The organism is Halomonas sp. OfavH-34-E, assembly GCF_024124525.1.
Lineage (GTDB): Bacteria > Pseudomonadota > Gammaproteobacteria > Pseudomonadales > Halomonadaceae > Halomonas > Halomonas litopenaei.
Genome location: NZ_JAMXRY010000008.1, coordinates 86,746 through 106,445, shown reverse-complemented (window position 1 = coordinate 106,445; position 19,700 = coordinate 86,746). Strand labels below are relative to the sequence as shown.

15 protein-coding genes are annotated in these 19,700 nt (G+C 57.1%); all 15 read left to right on the top strand.

Going from position 1 to position 19,700, the window contains the following annotated elements; translation table 11 throughout:
* Nucleotides 1–90: 90 nt before the first annotated feature.
* The 15 genes from cysN to NH448_RS05670 all read left to right on the top strand — a co-directional run bounded on the left by cysN (nt 91) and on the right by NH448_RS05670 (nt 19,690).
* Nucleotides 91–2,004: a sulfate adenylyltransferase subunit CysN gene (cysN, locus tag NH448_RS05735; protein ID WP_045992428.1), complete on the top strand. Its 1,914-nt coding sequence runs from the start codon at nt 91–93 to the stop codon at nt 2,002–2,004.
* 44 nt (nt 2,005–2,048) lie between these two features.
* Nucleotides 2,049–2,528, top strand: coding sequence for a DVU3141 family protein (locus NH448_RS23620; RefSeq protein WP_052704327.1), 480 nt, complete (start codon nt 2,049–2,051; stop codon nt 2,526–2,528).
* On the top strand, nt 2,528–4,267 hold the full coding sequence (locus NH448_RS05730; RefSeq protein ID WP_045992427.1) for a polysaccharide biosynthesis/export family protein: 1,740 nt from the start codon (nt 2,528–2,530) through the stop codon (nt 4,265–4,267). Before NH448_RS23620 ends, NH448_RS05730 begins: the two co-directional genes overlap by 1 nt.
* A gap of 11 nt (nt 4,268–4,278) precedes the next feature.
* A complete protein-coding gene (locus NH448_RS05725) occupies nt 4,279–5,085 on the top strand; it encodes an ABC transporter permease (RefSeq protein ID WP_045992426.1) in 807 nt (268 codons plus the stop codon).
* Nucleotides 5,082–6,134: an ABC transporter ATP-binding protein gene (locus NH448_RS05720; protein ID WP_083970363.1), complete on the top strand. Its 1,053-nt coding sequence runs from the start codon at nt 5,082–5,084 to the stop codon at nt 6,132–6,134. The genes NH448_RS05725 and NH448_RS05720 overlap by 4 nt, the downstream gene beginning before the upstream one ends.
* Nucleotides 6,135–6,307: 173 nt before the next feature.
* On the top strand, nt 6,308–7,330 hold the full coding sequence (locus tag NH448_RS05715; RefSeq protein ID WP_231498577.1) for a chain-length determining protein: 1,023 nt from the start codon (nt 6,308–6,310) through the stop codon (nt 7,328–7,330).
* Between the two features lie 181 nt (nt 7,331–7,511).
* The gene (rfbB, locus tag NH448_RS05710; RefSeq protein ID WP_045992424.1) at nt 7,512–8,579 is read left to right on the top strand and encodes a dTDP-glucose 4,6-dehydratase; all 1,068 of its coding nucleotides are present in this window, start codon (nt 7,512–7,514) and stop codon (nt 8,577–8,579) included.
* On the top strand, nt 8,576–9,457 hold the full coding sequence (rfbD, locus tag NH448_RS05705) for a dTDP-4-dehydrorhamnose reductase (RefSeq protein WP_045992423.1): 882 nt from the start codon (nt 8,576–8,578) through the stop codon (nt 9,455–9,457). Before rfbB ends, rfbD begins: the two co-directional genes overlap by 4 nt.
* A gap of 44 nt (nt 9,458–9,501) precedes the next feature.
* Nucleotides 9,502–10,389 carry a glucose-1-phosphate thymidylyltransferase RfbA gene (rfbA, locus tag NH448_RS05700; RefSeq protein ID WP_045992422.1) on the top strand — a complete coding sequence of 296 codons (888 nt, stop codon included), beginning with the start codon at nt 9,502–9,504 and terminating at the stop codon, nt 10,387–10,389.
* A 30-nt stretch (nt 10,390–10,419) separates the two neighbouring features.
* The gene (rfbC, locus tag NH448_RS05695) at nt 10,420–10,962 is read left to right on the top strand and encodes a dTDP-4-dehydrorhamnose 3,5-epimerase (protein ID WP_045992448.1); all 543 of its coding nucleotides are present in this window, start codon (nt 10,420–10,422) and stop codon (nt 10,960–10,962) included.
* Nucleotides 10,963–11,070: 108 nt separating this feature from the next.
* Nucleotides 11,071–13,875, top strand: coding sequence for a glycosyltransferase family 2 protein (locus NH448_RS05690; protein WP_253028495.1), 2,805 nt, complete (start codon nt 11,071–11,073; stop codon nt 13,873–13,875).
* Nucleotides 13,876–13,930: 55 nt separating this feature from the next.
* On the top strand, nt 13,931–14,857 hold the full coding sequence (locus NH448_RS05685) for a sulfotransferase (RefSeq protein WP_045992420.1): 927 nt from the start codon (nt 13,931–13,933) through the stop codon (nt 14,855–14,857).
* Nucleotides 14,858–14,859: 2 nt separating this feature from the next.
* Nucleotides 14,860–16,050, top strand: a complete 1,191-nt coding sequence (locus NH448_RS05680) for a glycosyltransferase family 2 protein (RefSeq protein WP_045992419.1) — start codon at nt 14,860–14,862, stop codon at nt 16,048–16,050.
* A 118-nt stretch (nt 16,051–16,168) separates the two neighbouring features.
* Nucleotides 16,169–17,134 (top strand): sulfotransferase family 2 domain-containing protein, encoded by a 966-nt coding sequence (locus tag NH448_RS05675; RefSeq protein ID WP_045992418.1) that lies wholly within the window; start codon nt 16,169–16,171, stop codon nt 17,132–17,134.
* Nucleotides 17,135–17,143: 9 nt separating this feature from the next.
* Nucleotides 17,144–19,690, top strand: a complete 2,547-nt coding sequence (locus NH448_RS05670) for a glycosyltransferase family 2 protein (RefSeq protein WP_253028494.1) — start codon at nt 17,144–17,146, stop codon at nt 19,688–19,690.
* Nucleotides 19,691–19,700 lie beyond the last annotated feature (10 nt).

Sequence of the window (19,700 nt, the reverse complement as noted above, 5' to 3'; positions counted from 1 at the left end):
CCAATCTCCAGATTGCACTCCGGTTCAGCCCTAGTCTCCTCGGCATCCTTGTCCGGGTGCTGTGGCTTGCGCCTCTACCAGGAATTCGTCATGTCCCATCAATCCGAGCTGATCGCCAGCGACATCGAACGCTACCTGAAGGAACACGAGAACAAGGACCTGCTGCGCTTTATTACCTGTGGCAGTGTCGATGATGGCAAGTCCACTCTGATCGGGCGCCTGCTGCATGATTCCAAGATGATCTACGAGGATCAGCTGGCCGCCATCACCCAGGCGTCTCGCACCAGCGGCACCACCGGTGACGAGGTGGATCTCGCGCTGCTGGTGGATGGCCTGCAATCAGAGCGTGAGCAGGGAATCACCATCGATGTGGCCTATCGATTCTTCTCCACCGAGAGACGCAAGTTCATCATTGCCGACACGCCGGGGCATGAGCAGTACACCCGCAACATGGCGACCGGCGCTTCCACGGCCAGTCTTGCGATCATCCTGATTGATGCTCGACACGGTGTGCAGACCCAGACGCGTCGTCATAGCTTCATCTGCGACCTGCTGGGCATAGAGCACCTTGTGGTAGCGGTCAACAAGATGGATCTCGTGGCGTATGACGAAGATCGTTATCTGCAGATCGTCGACGAGTATCGGCACGTCATGGATCGACTCGAGGCCCGGGATATACATTTTGTCCCGCTGTCTGCGCTGAAAGGCGATAACGTGGTCGAGCCCAGCAGCGAGATGCCTTGGTACGACGGTCCCAGCCTGCTCACGCTGCTGGAAGAGGTCGAGATCAGGCACGACCAGAATCTGCGAGATGTGCGCTTGCCGGTTCAGTTCGTCAACCGGCCCAATCTGGATTTCCGGGGATACGCGGGCACCCTCAGCTCCGGTGTCTTGACTCCCGGACTGGCGGTCAAGGTGTTGCCGAGCGGTACTACCAGTCAGGTGAAGCGCATCGTTACCATGGATGGTGATCTCGATGCGGCGTTTCCCGGACAAGCGGTGACCATCACCTTGTGCGACGAGATCGATGCATCGCGCGGAGACTGGATCGTCGGGGTCGATGATCAGGTGCCGCTTCGGTCGGAATTCGAGGCCGATATTGTGTGGATGCACGAGTCCCCGTTGGAACCCGGAAAATTGTATGACATCAAGCTGGCCACTCGGGACCTTGCGGGAAAGGTTGTCGCCATCGACTACCTGGTGGACGTCAACACCCTGGAGCAACGGCACGGGGAGCAGCTGGATCTCAATGCTATCGCGCGTTGCCGTGTCGAGCTCACCACTGCGATACCTGTCGACGACTATCGTACGCACCCTGGCACGGGCTGCTTCATCCTGATCGATCGATTGACCAATCTTACCGTCGGTGCCGGGATGATCCACAGTCCGTCGGATGCGGAGCTGCCCTACGAATTCCGCAAACACGACAGCAAGGCCAGCGTGGTGTGGAACCGCACCACAGTAACCCAGACCATGCGAGAGAGGATCAATGGCCACCGTGGCTGCTGCGTCTGGTTTACCGGCTTATCGGGCTCCGGCAAGTCGACCCTCGCCAATGCTCTGGAGGTGGAGCTCAATCGACGCGGGTATCACACCATGCTGCTGGATGGCGACAATGTCCGGCATGGGCTATGCAAGGACCTTGGCATGGGGGAGCAGGACAGGGCGGAGAATATTCGGCGAGTCGGTGAGGTTGCTCGGCTTTTCGCAGAGGCTGGGGTGATCGTTATTACCGCATTTATTTCGCCGTTTCGAGCAGATAGAGAGGCGGCCAGGGCGCTGTTTCTTAGCGATGACTTTGTCGAGGTGTTTGTCGATACGCCTCTGGATGTCTGTGAAGAGAGAGACCCTAAGGGACTGTATCAGAAGGCGAGGGAAGGCAAAATTCTGGATTTCACTGGCATCAATAGTCCTTATGAGGCGCCTGTTAAGCCAGAGGTTTCCGTCAATACCGAGATAATGAGCGAGCAAGATATTATTGCGAAATTGCTAAAACATCTGTAACAGTTATTCGTCGTTTATCGTATGGCGGCGTCGGGAATTTCGCTATGATTATGCTTCGATATTGCACGTTTTTAAGGTCGATTTCAGCCGATGGAAGGGCGCCTGAAAGGGCCTCGGGTCTTTCGAGGAAAAGCGTCTTTCGCCGGGGTGCCACGGTCACGCTTCTTCTTGCTACGGTGCTGATCACTGGCTGTGTTCAGCGGCCGCTTACCCAGCCGAACAGTGCCCAGGGGATCATGAGCGAGCCTTCCGGCATCCCTGCCTCCGGTGACTTGTCGCAGTTTCTTGCCCAAACCCCCGCCGGGAGTGCCACCACACTATCGAGTAGCCCCTGGGGAGCGAATGTGGAGGTGGTGGCTGACTCCCCCTACTTCTCCGCCAGCAGGCGCATATGTCGTCACTTGACAGTGACTCGCCGGAGCAACGGGGATCGACTGGCGGCCGTCGCCTGCAAGTCGGGAGAAGGCGCCTGGTTTACCAGTCGCCTGGTAACGGCGCTGTACAACGGAGCGGAGACCTGGTGATGACAATCATGGACGAACGGCTCGGCAGGGCGGTGCTGCGTCTGGCAAGAAGGCTGTCGTTGCCGGTGTTGTTGCTGATGCTGAGCGGGTCGATGGCGAACTCGGTCGCTGCGCAGGGTATTGCCCTGCCGGACGATATCTTGCCTAAGGCTCGGGAGCAGACGGATGAGGGGACGATCAATGACTCGCCTCGCGCCAACTGGAACAACGATCGCTATGGTCCGCCCTCGATACCGTCACCGATCGATGTGGAACTGCTTCCTCCCTTTGGCGCCAACCTCTTTACCGGTGGGTTTCGAGGCACCATGGCAGATGGGCTCAACCGTGACTATCGCATCAAACCTGGCGATCAGGTCACCCTGAGAGCATGGGGGGCGGTGGAATTCGATCGAGTGGTGCCCGTGGATGCCCAGGGCAATATCTTTCTCCCGTCGATCGGCCCCCTCGCCGTGCAGGGAATGAGTCATGGCCAGTTGGATGCTCGGGTTCGAGAAGCGATCCAGAGCATCTATCCCGAGAACGTGCAGGTGTACACCAACCTGCAAGGCGTTCAGCCCGTCGGTGTCTATGTCACCGGCTATGTGCACAGCCCTGGACGTTACGCGGGCACCCCCTCGGATTCGATTCTGTACTTTCTCGATCAGGCCGGGGGGATCGACAACGCCCTTGGCAGCTATCGCAGCATCAGCCTGACGCGTCAGGGGCAACGCCTGGCCAGCTTCGATCTCTACGACTTTTTGCTGGATGGCAGGATCGCTCGGCCTCAGTTGCGCGACGGCGATACTATCGTGGTGGGTGAACGAGGCCCCTCCATCGCGGTGACCGGTGATGTGGAACGCGCCTACCGATACGAACTACAGTCTGGCCAGTTGAGTGGCAGCGATCTGGTAAGCCTGGCCCGCCTGAAGAGTGGTGTGTCTCACGTATTGCTGCGCGGAGAGCGTGCAACAGGCCCGGTTGCCACCTACCTGACGCTCGACGAATTTCTCGCGCGCCAGGTCCAGCCTGGTGATGAGGTGATCTTCAATGCAGATCATCAGGAAGGCACCATCGTGGTTGCTCTCGAGGGGAGTTTTCTGGGCCCGTCGAGGTTTGCCCTGCCGCGAGATGCCCGGCTCGGAGAGTTGCTGGACGCCGTCGCCATCCTGTCCGACATGTCGGCCAGCCACAATGTGTCGATTCGCCGAGAAAGCGTAGCACGGCAGCAGAAAGAGGCGCTCGAGGATAGTCTCCGCCGCCTGGAGACGACCTATCTGGGAACATCGTCATCCACCGATGAGGAGGCCAGAATCAGGATTCGCGAGGCCGAGCTGATTCAGATGTTTGTGGCGCGGGCGCGACAGCTAGAACCCAGCGGTCGACTGGTGGTCGCCAGTGATCAAGGGGTTGCCGACATTCGGTTGCAGGACGGTGACGTCATTACGTTGCCGGAGGCGATGGATTCGGTGCTCATCAGCGGAGAGGTGGTCGTGCCACAGGCGGTGGTCTATCAGCCGGGTTCTGGTCTCGACCACTATCTTGATGCCGCAGGTGGTCTTACCCAGCGTGGCGATGAGGACAACATATTGGTGGTTCGCCAGAACGGCGCGGTGCGGAGTGCCGACGATATCACCCTGCGTGCAGGAGACGAGATTCTGGTGATGCCGGCTGTCCCCACCAAGAATCTTCAGTTGGCAACCAGCCTGACCCAGATCCTTTATCAGATTGCCGTGGCCACCAAGGTGGCGATCGATCTCTAGAGGGGGGCAGCATGTCGATGATTGGCAACTCCGTGCAACGCCACCCCTGGGTGGTGACGCGTAGCGTCTGGTACGCCATGTTCCTGCGAGAGGCCATTGCGCGCACCATGTCGGATCGCCTGGGCTGGTTCTGGATGGTCGCGGAACCTGTGTTCTTCACACTGATCATGGTGGCCATCCGCAGTCTCATCCGCGGAGACGCCCTTATCGTGGGAGCCCCTTTCATCCCGTGGATGGTGGTCGGACTCATGGGATTTTTTCTGGTTCGCGAAGGGATGATTAGAGGGCTGGGAGCCATCAAGGCCAACCAGGCGCTGTTCGCCTATCGGCAGGTCAGGCCCGTGGACCCGGTGTTGGTGCGCAACGCCCTGGAGGGGCTTCTGCGATCACTGATATTTCTCTTGTTCATCTTCGGCGGCATGTTGCTCAAGGTCGAGGCGCTGGCACCTGACGACGCCCTGTTGGCACTGGCGTGGTGGCTCTCGCTCTGGCTGCTGGGCCTGGCGCTTGGGCTAATTGTCTCCGTGCTTGCCACCCTCATCGCCGAGGTGGCGATCGTGCTACGGATGATGATCATGCCATTGTTGATCCTATCCGGTGTCATTTTCCCGATCCATCACATGCCCCACTGGATGCGTGAGTACCTGTTGCTCAACCCGATTGTTCATGGTCTGGAGCGACTACGTGGCGGTTTTTTTGAAGGGTATTGGCAGGTCCCTGGTACCAGTGCCCCCTATTACTGGATGGTGACGCTGGCACTGCTGTCACTAGGATTGATGCTACACCTTCGGTTTCGACATCGGCTGATGGCGCAATGATCCAGATAGAACACCTCTACAAGCGCTATCACCATCACAAGGTCAGGGACTGGGTGTTGAAGGATATCAACCTGACCATCCCCCACGGCGTAAGCGTTGGAGTGTTGGGGAGAAATGGCGCGGGAAAGTCGACCCTGCTGCGATTGATTGCCGGCATGGATACGGCTGAAAGGGGCTCTATCCGGCGCGATGCTCGGGTCTCCTGGCCGATGGGACTGGCCGGAGGTTTTCAGGGGGCCTTGAGTGGCCGTCAGAACGTCAAGTTTGTTGCCCGTGTCCATGGTGGTGGTCGTGACGTCGGAGCCATCATCGACAAGGTGCAGGAATTTGCAGAGCTCGGGCCGGCCTTCGATGACCCGATTCGTACTTACTCCTCCGGGATGCGTGCGCGACTCAATTTTGGTCTGTCGCTGGCGTTTGATTTCGATGTCTATCTGTCTGACGAGGCGACCTCGGTGGGCGATCGGGTATTCAAGGCCAAGGCGACCCGTGCCTTCAAGGACAGGGTCAATCGCGCAAGCCTGGTCATGGTCTCCCACAGCGAAGGCATACTGCGCGAACTGTGCCAGGCAGGCATCTATCTGAAGCATGGCGAGGCGTTCTGGTTTGACGATATCAGAGACGCCATTCGCAGCTATCACCAGGACAGTGACAGCAAGGCCAAGGCCACCGGCGGCCCCGGCAATGGGCCGCGCCACGATGGCGAGCCGCAAGCACCCCGGTATCCGTCACCTGCGCCGACACCGGGCATCGACACAATGTCCCTGGATACGCTCAAGGCATTGCTGGGCAAGCGCAGACAGCAGCTGGAGCGTATCCAGAAGCGCCTCGATGCTCTGGAGATGGGGCGTGAGAACGCAGACGAACTGGTCGACCCCAGGGTCCGTCAGGAGCTCATCGCTCGCCTTCATCTGGCGAAGCAGCGCTTGCATGAGGTTCGTCGCGCGGTACAGACGAAAAAGCGGGCCGCACCCGCGAGCAGCAAGGACGATTCGGGGAAGGGTTCGGGGAAGGATTCGGGGAAGGGGTCCGAGAAGAAAGAACGGTAGCCACCAGGCGATGGCAAGGCGTCGCTCACTGAGGACTAGATCCCGACGGTGGTGCTCGCATTCAGAGGCGTCCGGATGCCCCGCGACGTCGCTCCAGCAAGGAAGCCAAGATAATGTTGCGATGGATTGCTCGGCAGCCCCATTGGGCATTTGCCTGCCTGTCGATATTGGCCATGTCCTTCTACTGGCTAGTCTGGGCCGAGGATCGGTACGTATCCGAGGCCGTCGTGGTACTGGAAAGCCCACAGATCGCTGCCCCAACCTTCGACTTCTCGAGCCTGCTTTCCGGTGCCAGCGTCGATAGCGATATGTTGCTTTTGCGGGAGTACCTGCTTTCTGTGGATATGCTCAAGAAGGCTGATGAACGGCTCGACCTGAGGTCTCATTACAGTGAGAACGGTGACTTTCCTGCTCGTCTGTGGGACGCCGAGGCTCCCATCGAAGACCTTCACGAGTATTACCTGAGTCGCGTAGAGGTAACGCTCGATGACTACGCAGGGGTCCTGAAGCTGGAGGTCCAGGGCTTCTCTCCCGAGTTTGCCCAGCAACTGACCTCGCTTTTGCTGGCGGAAGGTGAAGCGCACATGAATGCCATGGGGCAGCGCCTGGCTCAGGATCAGGTACGGTTCCTCGAGCTTCAGGTAGAGCGCCTGTCCGATCGGTTGGATCAGACACGCACGGATCTCCTGGACTATCAGAACGAGCATGGTCTGGTGTCTCCTACCTCGACCGTGGACAGCCTCAACCAGGTGGTGGCCAGTCTGGAAGGTGAGCTGGCAAGACTGGAAGCCCGGCGTAGCGCCTTGGCCAGCTTTTCCAGCCAGCGTTCATCGGACATGGTGAGAGTCGAGAGCGAAATCACTGCGTTGCGTCGTCAGATCGATCAGGAGCGTGAGCGACTGGCAAAGGCCACAGGAGACTCCCTCAACCGTCTGTCCTCCGAGTATCAGCGCCTTGAACTGCGGGCTCGCTTTGCCCAGGAGACCTATGCCAGCGCTCTCGGTGCATTGGAGGGCACGCGCATCGAGGCTGCTCGCAAGCTTAAGCAGATCAGTATTTTGCAGAGCCCTCTACTGCCCGAGTACGCCACGCGTCCAGAGCGCCTCTACAACCTGACCATCTTTGTGATCGTCACTCTGTTCCTTGCCTTCATCGCCAGCATGCTGTGGCTGATCGTTCAGGATCACAGAGACTGACGCTCTTCCTGATGCAACTACCGATAGCTGTCGTCGGACGGCTGCCACAATGAAGCCCTTCATGTTGAAGAGCTCAGGGCTCACGCTTCCTGTCATCCTCTCTTCCTTCCCGCCCGTATGCCATTTCTAGCGTCCTCCCTGGCGGGGCGGGCAGAATTTCCAGTCCTCTCGGGGTTCTTTCATGATCAAGACGTTTCTCGTGACCGGTGGTGCCGGTTTTATCGGCTCGGCCGTGGTGAGGGAGTTGATTACCCACACCCCTCATCGTGTCGTCAATGTGGACAAGCTGACCTATGCCGGCAATCTGGCATCCGTAGCGTCTGTCGCCTCCGATCCTCGCTATATCTTCGAGAGAGCGGACATCTGTGATGGCGCGGCAATGAGCAGAATTCTGGACAAGTACCGCCCCGATGTGGTGATGCATCTGGCCGCAGAAAGCCACGTTGATCGCTCCATCGACGGGCCTCGCGCCTTTATTCAGACCAATGTGGTGGGCACTCTGGTATTGCTCGAGGCGGTACGCGGGTACTGGGAAGGAATCAGGCAACAGGACAGCGACAAGGCCGATGGCTTTCGGTTTCACCACATCTCCACCGACGAAGTCTACGGAGACCTCGAGAATGATGGCAGCCTGTTCACCGAACAGACTCCCTACGCGCCTAGTTCGCCCTACTCGGCCAGCAAGGCGGGATCGGATCACCTGGTGCGGGCGTGGACGCGCACCTATGGCTTGCCTTGCCTGGTGACCAATTGTTCAAACAACTATGGTCCGTTTCACTTTCCTGAAAAACTGATTCCTCTGATGATCCTCAATGCGCTGCATGGAGAGGCTCTTCCTGTCTACGGTGATGGTGGACAGGTACGAGACTGGCTCTATGTCGAGGACCATGCGCGCGCCCTTGTGCTGGTTGCCAGCGAGGGAAAGGTTGGAGAGACCTACAACATTGGTGGCCATAACGAGAAAACAAACCTCGAAGTGGTACACACCATCTGTGACCTGTTGACGGAAATGGCTCCGGACAAGGGCGAATATCGTGATCTGATCACCTACGTCACCGACAGGCCTGGTCACGACCGGCGCTATGCCATCGATGCATCCTACATTCAGCACACATTGGCCTGGGAGCCACGAGAGACTTTCGAGTCTGGCCTTCGCAAGACAGTGTCCTGGTATCTGGCCAACGAGTCGTGGTGGAAGGCGGTGCAGGATGGTAGCTACCGGGCCGAGCGCCTGGGGGTGTTGTCATGAGTGGGCTCTTGCTTGGTGCCTCGGGCCAGGTGGGTCATGAGCTTCACAAGGCGCTAGCCATTCATCTGGATCTTCATGCGCCTGACCGCAGGACCCTGGATCTGACCGACCTTGATGCGGTGAAACGCTGTCTGGACCACTATCGCCCCCAGTGGGTGATCAATGCTGCTGCCTACACCGCGGTGGACCAGGCAGAGACCGATACAGCGACTGCCTTTCGACTCAATGCAGAGCTGCCTGGCTGTCTCGCACGCTATTGTGCCGATCACGGGGCACTGTTGACGCACTATTCCAGCGACTACGTCTATCCAGGCGATGGCATTCGGCCCTGGACGGAAGATAGTCCAACCGACCCCTTATCTTGCTACGGCCAGTCCAAGCTTGCAGGCGACGAGGCGGTGCTTGAGAGCAGATGCGCGGCACAAATCTTCCGGACAAGTTGGGTCTATAGCGCCAGGGGCAACAACTTCATGAAGACCATGCTGCGTCTGGGGCGGGAGCGGGCGTCCCTGGCAATTGTCGACGATCAGGTGGGGGCCCCTACGCCCGCACGCCTGATTGCTGACGTGACCTTGCATGCGTGGCAAGTCTACCGCTCTCGTCCCGAACTGACCGGGCTCTACCATCTGGCACCACGGGGCTTCGTGTCCTGGTATGACTTTGCCCGAGAGATTTTTCGTCTCGCCCGTCTGCACGGCCTTCCTCTCATGCTCTGCGACGACCAGCTGTCTCGTCTGGCGACGAAGGACTATCCCACACCAGCAAAGCGTCCACCCAACTCCCGGCTGTCGGTCTCTCGTCTTGAGAACGCCTTCGACATCTCGCTCCCTGACTGGAGGGGACAGTTGTCTCTCACCATGAAGGACTACCTAAGGTAGGCCTGCCGCCGCAAGGCGTTGTCCGAAAACTAGAGGTTACCGCCATGAATCGGAAGGGAATCATCCTTGCCGGAGGCTCCGGTACGAGACTTCACCCCATTACCCATGGGGTCTCAAAACAGCTTCTTCCTGTCTACGACAAGCCGATGATCTACTATCCTCTCTCGGTGCTAATGTTGGCAGGAATAAGAGAAATACTGGTGATATCTACACCGGATGATCTACCAGTCTACCGTCAGTTGCTCGGTACCGGTGACCAATTTGGTGTTTCCTTGTCCTACGCAGAGCAGCCAAAGCCAGAGGGACTGGCCCAGGCTTTTATTATCGGCGAGAAGTTTATTGGTGATTCTCCTGTCTGTCTCGTCCTTGGCGATAATATCTTCCACGGACAACACTTTTCCGAGCAACTTCTGAGAGCCTCCGACCAGGCTCGAGGTGCCACAGTGTTCGGCTATTTTGTCAAAGATCCGGAACGCTTTGGTGTTGTCGAGTTTGATGAGAAAGGGCGTGCGGTCTCTATTGAGGAAAAGCCCAAAAAACCAAAGTCATCCTATGCGGTGACGGGCTTGTACTTTTATGACAACTCCGTGGTGGACATCGCGCGGAGCGTCAAGCCATCGGATCGGGGAGAGTTGGAGATAACCTCGATCAACAATGAATATCTACACCGTGGTGAACTTCACGTAGAGCGTTTGGGGAGAGGCTTTGCCTGGTTGGATACAGGTACTCATGACAGTTTACTTGAGGCAGCGCAGTACGTGCAGACAGTCGAACATCGACAGGGGCTGAAGATAGCCTGTCTGGAAGAGATTGCCTGGACTCAAGGCTGGATCAGTGACGAGTTCCTGCTTTCACAGGCAAACAGCCTTTCCAAAACAGGGTACGGGGAATACCTGCTACAGCTTCTGGCCGCGAAGGCTGTTGGTCAGTGACAAGGCTACCTGATGGTGGAGGTGACGTGCATGAAAGTTGAAAGGCTGGCTATTCCTGATGTCGTGCTATTTACGCCAAAAGTGTTCGGTGACGAAAGAGGTTTCTTTATGGAAACCTTTCGCCAGGAAACATTTGATGAAGTCTGTGGTGAACGCAAGTTTGTTCAGGACAACCATAGTAGGTCGAGTCGATCGATACTCAGGGGACTGCATTATCAGCTGAAGCATCCCCAGGGAAAGCTGGTGAGAGTAGTCAGGGGAGAGGTATTCGACGTAGCCGTTGATATGCGAACGTCCAGTGCCACCTATGGTAAGTGGGTAGGCGTTTTCTTGAACGAAGACAACCGGCAGATGCTCTGGGTACCACCTGGTTTTGCACATGGTTTCTACGTTACCAGTGATGATGCCGAGTTTGTATACAAGTGTACTGACTATTACGCGCCTTCAGACGAAATGTCGGTGCACTGGGCAGATACTATCCTGTCAATCGACTGGCCATTGGATAACATTGAGCCACGAGTTTCCGATAAGGATGCTCGAGGGATGTCTTTTGTCGAGGCTCCTGGCTACTAGTAATTGCCTGAGGAAGTAGACGTGGTAGAACATGAACCAAGAAGTGGCCCTCCCTCTTCGCAATCACCACACTTGGCTACACTGGCGTTGTCGGCACGCCTGAGGCGAATGCAGACTTCCTTCAGTTGGCGAGCGACCAAACCGCTGCGAGATCTCGGTGGGTTGTATCACAAGTACATCAAAAAATGCTCCCGCATGGACTTGCTGCCGATCCATGAACTGGAGCTGATGACCCGCAATAACAAGGTGGTCTGGGTATCTCGCGGTGGAGATCCACAGTTCCTGCTCACCCCGATCAATCCCGCTGTGCTTCGCCAAGGTGGATGGTTCAGTCTCGAATACGACTTTTCGGCGACTCAGGCAGTGGATCAGTGTCTCTATATTGATTATGGCGATGGTTTCCAGGCAGATATCGTGTGGGCCCGTCATGTGGAAAAGAGCGGCCACCAGAGCCTGGTCATTTACTTGCCGATGGGAACCCAGGCATTGCGGCTGGACCCGATGACTCGACCTGGAGAGTTCCGGTTGGAGGATCCGGTGCTGAAAAAGATCGAGACGCCACAGATCCCGCACCCCTGGTCGGGGCTGGATGGATATCTGAAGTGCTGCGAAGGCTGTGAATTTACGCTTGCCGCTGCCCAGCAGCTCGAGCGCCGCCTGGAAGGGGAGTTCCATTGGCGTTCCCACGGTACCGATCCGGCCTTCGTCGTTCGTCATCGCCGAGGTCGAGTCATCGAGCCTGGTTGGTGTCGTATCGAATTCGTTCTCAGTGGCGAATATCAGCACCAGGTCGCCAAGCTATATATCGATCATGGAGAGGGCTTCAGTGAAACCCACGCCTATCCCATACCCTTCCAGTCAGGGAAACTGGCGACAAGGGTGATTCAGCTTGAGCGAAGTATTGTCAACATACGCTTTGACCCATGGGAGCGGGAAGGAAGCTTCCGGCTGGAGCGACTATGCATCGACAATGTCGATGCCGAAGAGGCCTGGGATGCGATTGCCGGGCGTCTTGTCGAGACTGCTCCTGAGTACATGGACTTGAAAAAGGCCGAGGTTCTTGCGGGAGTGGGTAGGTCTGTTTCGGAAACGAATGAAGGCGACGGGACGGCAAAGAAAGCCGAGTTTGCGGATGCCGAGGACGACGCCGCACGCGAGACCCGTCTTCTCGAAGAGTACGCGGAAACCTTTATCGTCAACGAGGCCGAACTCTCCTACCAGAAATGGATAGATGAGGTAGAAGTCAATGGCCTGCCGAGCTCTGAAACCATCCGCAGCTATCTTGAGGGCCTTGAGAGTCCTGCGTTAATTTCGGTGCTGGTGCCGGTTTACAATACCGATGAAACGCTTCTGAAAGCTTGCATCGACTCGGTCATCGCACAGTCTTATCCCCACTGGGAGCTTTGCCTTGTGGATGATGCCTCTCCATCACCACATGTCGAAAAAGTCCTCAGGCACTATGCCAGCAAGGATAAACGCGTAAAAATACATTTTCGTCCGGATAATGGGCATATTTCCAAGACAACTAATGATGCCCTGTCGATGGCCACTGGTGACTATCTGGCATTGCTCGATCACGATGATGAATTGGCCAAAGATGCGTTGTACTTTATTGCAAAAGAGCTGGAAAAGAATCCCGATGCCCAGTTGATCTACAGTGATGAAGACAAGATCGATATTCAGGGCATGCGCTGCGAGCCTCACTTCAAGCCAGACTGGAACATCGACCTTCTCTATTCGCAAAACTATGTTTCTCATCTGGGCGTATATCGACGCTCGTTGATCGAGAAAATTGGGGGGTTTCGAGTCGGGGTAGAGGGATCGCAAGACTATGATCTGGTGTTACGTTGCATACCACACCTGACCGCTGATGCAATCGCCCACGTTCCCAGAGTTCTCTATCACTGGCGTGCTATCGAGGGTTCGACAGCACTGGCTGAAGAGGGCAAGGATTACACGACCTCTGCTGGTGTAAAGGCGCTGAAAGACCATATTGAAGGAATAGCAGATGGGCGTGCGATCGTAGAGCAGGGGATTGTGGGAAATACCTATCGTGTGCGTTGGCCTATTCCTGAGCCGGCACCGTTGGTGAGCATGTTGATTCCTACGAGAGACAAGAAGGACGTCACAGAGCTGGCAGTGCGCAGTATCCTGGAGAAGTCAAGTTATACAGATTACGAGATTATTCTCCTTGATAATGGCAGTGTCGAGCCCGAGACGCATGAATTTTTTGAGAAAATTCAGGCTCAAGATTCCAGGGTAAGCGTTCTCAGGTACGACCACCCCTTCAACTACTCAGCTATCAATAATTTTGGTGCAGAGCATGCCAAGGGAAGCATCATTGGTTTGGTAAATAATGATGTTGAAGTGATCAATGGAGACTGGCTCGGGGAGATGGTTTCTCATGCCTGTCGCGAGGATGTCGGCTGTGTCGGCGCAAAACTATACTATGGGAATGACACCATTCAGCACGCAGGCGTCATCGTGGGGCTTGGCGGAGTTGCAGGGCACTCTCACAAGCACTTTCCTCGAGCGTCTGGCGGTTATTTCAACCGTTTGAAGGTGGTCCAGTCTGTATCTGCCGTGACAGCGGCGTGTCTGCTCGTGAGAAAGTCGGTGTATGAGGAAGTCGGAGGCCTGAACGAACAGGACCTCAAGGTCGCTTTCAATGACGTTGATTTCTGCCTGAAGGTGCTCGATGCCGGGTATCGTAATATCTGGACCCCATACGCTGAATTGTATCACCACGAATCCATCAGTCGTGGAGCAGAAGATAACCCAGAAAAAGTTGCCAGATTCAACACCGAGATAGATTACATGCAGAAGGCCTGGGGAAAAATAATCGAACACGACCCCAGCTACAGCCCTTGCCTCACAAGAAGCCGAGAAGACTTCTCCATCGGAGGTCGTTGATGGCTTTCTTGATGGGTCGTCGTATTCGGAGAAACTACGTATCCCAGGAGGGGACATGCCCAAGAATGATGCCTTGATCAACAAGGGAGTCGTGGTCATAGGGGACCAGGATGACAAGATACCATCTCCTATCATCGTCATTGGAACCGCGCGAGGCGGGACCTCGATGGTCGCTGGCGTGTTGGCCAAGCTTGGCGTCTTCATGGGCGACCGTGCCTCACACCCTGTGTACGAAGACGTCAGACTTTCCGAGGCTTTCGAAAAGCAGGACATGGCTCAGACCGCTTTGATTGTGAAGGAGTACCAGACCAGCTACACCCGCTGGGGCTGGAAGCGACCTTCCATCATCGACCATCTGGATGAAGTCGACGCTCTATTGCCGAATGCCAGGTATGTGTTTATCTACAAGGATATTCTTTCAATAGCGCAGCGGAATTCTATTTCCATGTTGGCCGAAATTACCGAGGGCATGGACAGAGCGCTGTCACAATATAGAAAGACGCTTCGCTTTGTCAGGCAGAAGTCTCCGCGTGCCATGCTCGTCTCCTACGAAAAGGCCAGTGCTTATCCTGAAGCCTTTCTTTCCACTCTCGAGTCCTTTTGCGGAATTTCTCCCTCGCAGGAGGAGCACCAGACGGCACTGGCCTTTATCGATCCTGAACCAGAAGACTATATAGAGGCAACCCGGATCACCAAGTCACAGGGAAAGCTTCTTTCATGTGATTCACGACGTGTCAGCGGTTGGGCGCGCTATGTACACAAGAAACAGCATGCTGAGGTAGAAGTTTTTGTTGATGATCGGTCCGTGGGTGTGGTGGTGGCGAACGAACCGAGCCCCGGTGGCGGTGCTCCCGCGAACGAGCCATGTGGCTTCACCTTCACCCTTCCTGCCGGTGAAAGCTTGAGCGAGGACGCCAGTGTCAGAGCCAGAGTGGTGAACGACGTTGTCGATCTTGGCAACTCTCCGGTCAGGGTGGGCTAGAGATGGCGAAGTTCTGTGTTGCCGGTATCGTCCGCAATGAGGTGGATTACCTTGTCGAGTGGGTAGCTTGGCATCGGCTGGCAGGGTTTGGGCATGTCATTCTGGCCGACAACGGTTCCGACGACGGCACCCGCTCTTTGCTCGAAGCGCTGGCAGATCTGGGAGAGGTCAGCCTGCTGTACCAGCCGGTGCTTGAGCGCAGGTCGCAGCAGTTGGCCTATCGTCGCATCCTTGGGCTGGCTCTGGGAAAGCATGACTACGTCATGTTTCTCGATGCCGATGAGTTTCTTGTGCACGAAAGCCAGCGTCACGGTGAGGAATGTCGCGAGTTGGAAAGGCTGGTGGCGTCGGGTGATGTGGGAAGCGTCAGTGTGAACTGGAAATGCTTCGGCTCCTCGGGGCTTGAAGAGGCGGGATCTGAACCGGTACTGCAACGTTTCACCCGTTGTGGCACTGCACCAGGCGCGAGCGCAGATTGTCACACCAAGAGCCTGGTACGCGTCGACCATGTCAAGGCGCCCTATTGTCATTCCTCTACCCTGGTATCGGCCTGGAAATATGTCGATGCCACAGGGGACGTGATCGAGGACTTCGTTGGCTCGCCGGACGGCAGTGGTGAGTCGGACCCACGTGGTGGGCGTACGCGGTCGATCCATCAGGGACCGCTTCGGGTTCACCATTACGCGGTGAAGTCGCGTGAGGAGTTCTCGCGCAAGCGATTGAGGGGGAGTGCTACGCGAGGCGCCAACTTCGACAAGGGCGAGGCATATTTCGGACGTTACGACATCAACGACGTTGCTCATGAGTTCCAGGCCGGCAAGCTTGCCCGCCTGGCTCGGGAGATGTCGGCGCTGAAACAGCGTCTGGCAGAGCACACCGTGCTAGATCGCCCTTTGGTGGGAGCCATCGATCATTTTGACGCCAACGCAGTCTGTGGTTGGGTGACGGACCGCAACGGCAAGGCCAGTGGTCTGGCAGTGAACATCTTCGTCAATGGTGTTCACGCGGGGCGTGCAAGGGTGGGGTTCTATCGACCCGATCTACGACGTTCCGGCAAATCCGTGGATGGTTATTGCGGGTTTCGCTGGCTGCATCCGGCGCCTTTGAAAGAAGGCGATCATGTGACCGTTTCTCTCCATGCCAATGCTTCAGTGCTGGTGGGGGGGAGTGATCTTGTTGTCGGCACATCGTGACGCGTCTGGAGTGTGGAGGTGGCTCCGCCACCGGATCCCGTGTCGTCTTCCCCTATCCCTTTTGCCACGCCGCGCCGCAGGACTGATTCCTGCGGCGCTTTTGTCAGGAGACTCCACCATGAAACCCTTGTTTTTCGTACATATACCCAAGACGGCGGGAACCAGTTTTCGTCACGGTGCTGAGCGCGCCTTTGGCTTCGACAAGATCGTCTATGACTACGGCCAGGATGCATCTCAGACCAGCGTCCTGACACGCGAGTGCATGTATGGCGAGTCCCCCGATCCTTGGCGCCTGTATCGCAGGAGCCTGGACAACCAGGCGATGATGCTGGCAGGACACGTCACCGCGGCCAAGTATGTCCCGCTGTGTGGCGTCGATCGCGCGGTGACCTTTGTTCGCGAACCGTTGCAGCGGGCGGCTTCCGAGTATTCGCACTTTCAGCGGATTCATCAGTACAAGGGCAGCTTCCGCGACTTCATGAAGATTCCTCTGATGCTTGATCGCCAGTCGAGCATCTTCAAGGGGGTCGATGTCGAAGCGATCGGGATGGTCGGCTTGACCGAACGTTACTCGGAGAGCCTGGAGTTGATCAATGCTCGCTTTGGCATCGATATCGCCCAGCGTGAGGACAACCGGGGGAAGCCGCAGGTGGGCGAATTGCATGACATCGCGCCGGAGGATGAACAGGAGTTCCGCAAACTCAACCCGCTGGATCTGGCGCTCTACGAGCGTTGTCGCAAGCTATTCGAATCGCGCATCCAGCTCTATCGCGACAATCTCCCCTTTGCTCACGCTCGACTGACGCAGTTCGATGCCGAGCGGGTGGGGGGGTGGGCCTGGTGGGAAGGTGGTGCTGATACCCCGGTGGACGTCGAAGTCTGGGTCAATGACGAACATCGCGACACTGTGTCGGCCACCCAGCTCCGTCCGTCCATGGCTCGCTTGAAGCTTCCCCGTGGCGGCTATGTCGGCTTCCAGCTGAAGGTGAATCTGTCTGCGGGTGACAGGGTCCAGTGTCGTGTTGCCGAGACCGGACAATGGTTCCCGCCGGGGCCGCGTCGAGTCGCTGTGGCCAGCAACTGAGCGGCGGGTATGGAAGGTGCCAATCGAGGTGGCGGAACACGGTCGTGGCTGAAAGGTCTTCTCGATCTGTGCCACCTGGTCGTTCAGCCTCAGCGACACTGGCAGCCTCATCATGGCCTGAGACAGCAGGCGAGTGGAGGGGACTGGGAGTGGGAGTCGCTGGATGAAGACCCCCAGTTCCTGCTGTGTCGGCACCTACCGTTGCCTGGCTGGCATATGGTGGAGCTGGACCTGGACCACGACCAGCATAGCGTTGCTGTCAGGCTTTACTTCGATACGGGGGAAGGCTTCAGTGAAGACGAGTCGTTGACCCTTCCGCTCAAGGGTGGACGTATTACCAAGCGGTTGATCTACGTGAAGCGGCGACTGCGCCGGTTGAGATTCGACCCGATGGAGTCGCCGGGATACTTTGCGATTCGCCACTTTCGCGTCGTCTGGCTCTCCCCCTGGTTCGCGCATGATCGCCTCAGCCAGCGTCTGGTCAATATGCACCATCGCTGGCGTGATGTGTCGAAGCAGGAAGTGCTGGGAGTGCTTCGCCACCGCGCCCTCCAGGACGGCACCTGTTGGCGTGACCTTGCCCTGTCGGACTACGAGGAAACGTTCGAACGATTCTGCTCGGGACGAAGCTATACGCAATGGCTGCGTGAGCGCGGATGGGATAAGAATTCGGATAGCAGTTCAGATAGCAGTTCGGATAGCAGTTCGGATAGCAGTTCGGATAGTAATTCGGATGATTGCGACAAGACCTCTATGGTCTCGGCGCTCGAAGGTGGGTGGCGTTCCAGGAATAGAAGAGCTGAGCTGGACGAGATTCGTGGTGGGCTTGACGGGTGGCGAGGCAAGGATGAACGCCGCCGTAGCCTGGCGCTCGAGCGTCGTTGTGCTGCTGCCGAGCGAGCTGCGCAGTCATGTGTGGACACCGCAGTTGAAGCCAGGACGGATACGTTCAGGCCGATTGTGTCGATCTTGCTGCCGGTACATGATCCTGCGCCGGAACATCTGAAAGACTGTCTCGAGTCTGTGCTTCGCCAGGACTATGATCATTGGCAACTCTGTATCGTTGATGACGCCTCCAGAAACCGCGAAGTCATAGCGTTGCTGGAGCAATTTGAGGCTCGCGATTCTCGAATAGTTCTGCGTCGCCAGAAAACTAATGGCCATGTCTGTGAGGCCTCCAACGCGGCCTTGAGCATGGCCGCTGGACCCTACGTGGCGCTACTGGACCATGATGACCTGCTGACTCCGTGTGCCTTGAGCTATGTCGCCGAGGCGCTGAGTCGCTCACCACGACCGGTGCTGGTGTACAGCGACGAAGACAAGGTGGATCAGCGTGGTGTACGCTGCGAACCTCACTTCAAGCCCTGCTTCAATCCTGATCTGCTGCTGGCCCAGAACTACATGGCGCACTTGAGTGTCTTCGACACCGCGCTGGTACGGCAACTGGGAGGCTTCCGCAAGGGGCTGGAGGGCAGCCAGGACCATGATCTGGCCCTGAGAGTCTGTGCCCACACAGAGCCTGATCGCATCGTCCATATTCCCAGGATTCTCTATCATTGGCGTGCCAGTCCCGGCTCCACGGCGATGACCAGCAACGCCAAGGATTATACGTCCCGTGCAGGGCTGCGAGCGGTCGCCGACCATCTGGCACGAAGCAGCCCCGGCGCCACCGTCGAGCTTGGGCGCCTGCCCAATACCTATCGTGTCCGCTGGCCTCTGCCGGATCCGCTCCCGCTGGTCAGCCTGATGATCCCTACGCGTGATCGTGTCGATCTGTTGGCACCATGCGTCGATGCGATCCTGTCTCGTACCCGCTATTCCAGGCTTGAGGTGCTGATCCTCGACAACGGGACGCGATGCGAGGAGACACTGGCTTATCTGGCCGAGATCGGCAAGGGAGACCCCCGGGTCAGGATTCTGGCCTGGAACCATCGCTTCAACTATTCCGGCATCAACAATTTCGGAGCCTATCACGCACGTGGTGATGTGCTCGGACTTATCAATAACGATATTGAACCCATCAACGAAGAGTGGCTCGAGGAAATGGTGCGGCACGTCGTGCGGCCGGACATCGGTTGTGTCGGCGCCAAGCTCTATTATCCCAACGATACCATCCAGCACGCCGGTGTCGTGTTGGGTATCGGGGGCGTTGCGGGCCACGCTCACAAGTATTTCAGCCGCCATGCCAACGGGTATTTTTCTCGCCTGGCGCTAGCGCAGAATTACTCTGCGGTGACCGGTGCCTGCTTGTTGATACGCAAGGCGCTCTATCGGCAGGTGGGCGGCCTCAACGCGCGAGATTTGCCGATCGCTTTCAATGATGTGGACCTGTGTCTAAAGGTTCGGGAGGCGGGTTATCGAAACGTATGGACGCCCGACGCCGAACTCTATCACCACGAATCCGAGTCGCGTGGTGCCGATGACAATGCCAGCAAGCGTGCCAGGGCCATCGGAGAGGTACTCTACATGCGCCACACCTGGGGTGAGCAGCTTGATCGGGATCCGGCCTACAACCCCAATCTGACGCTGGTTCACGAGGATTTTTCTCTGCGTTGAGAGGCGTTCA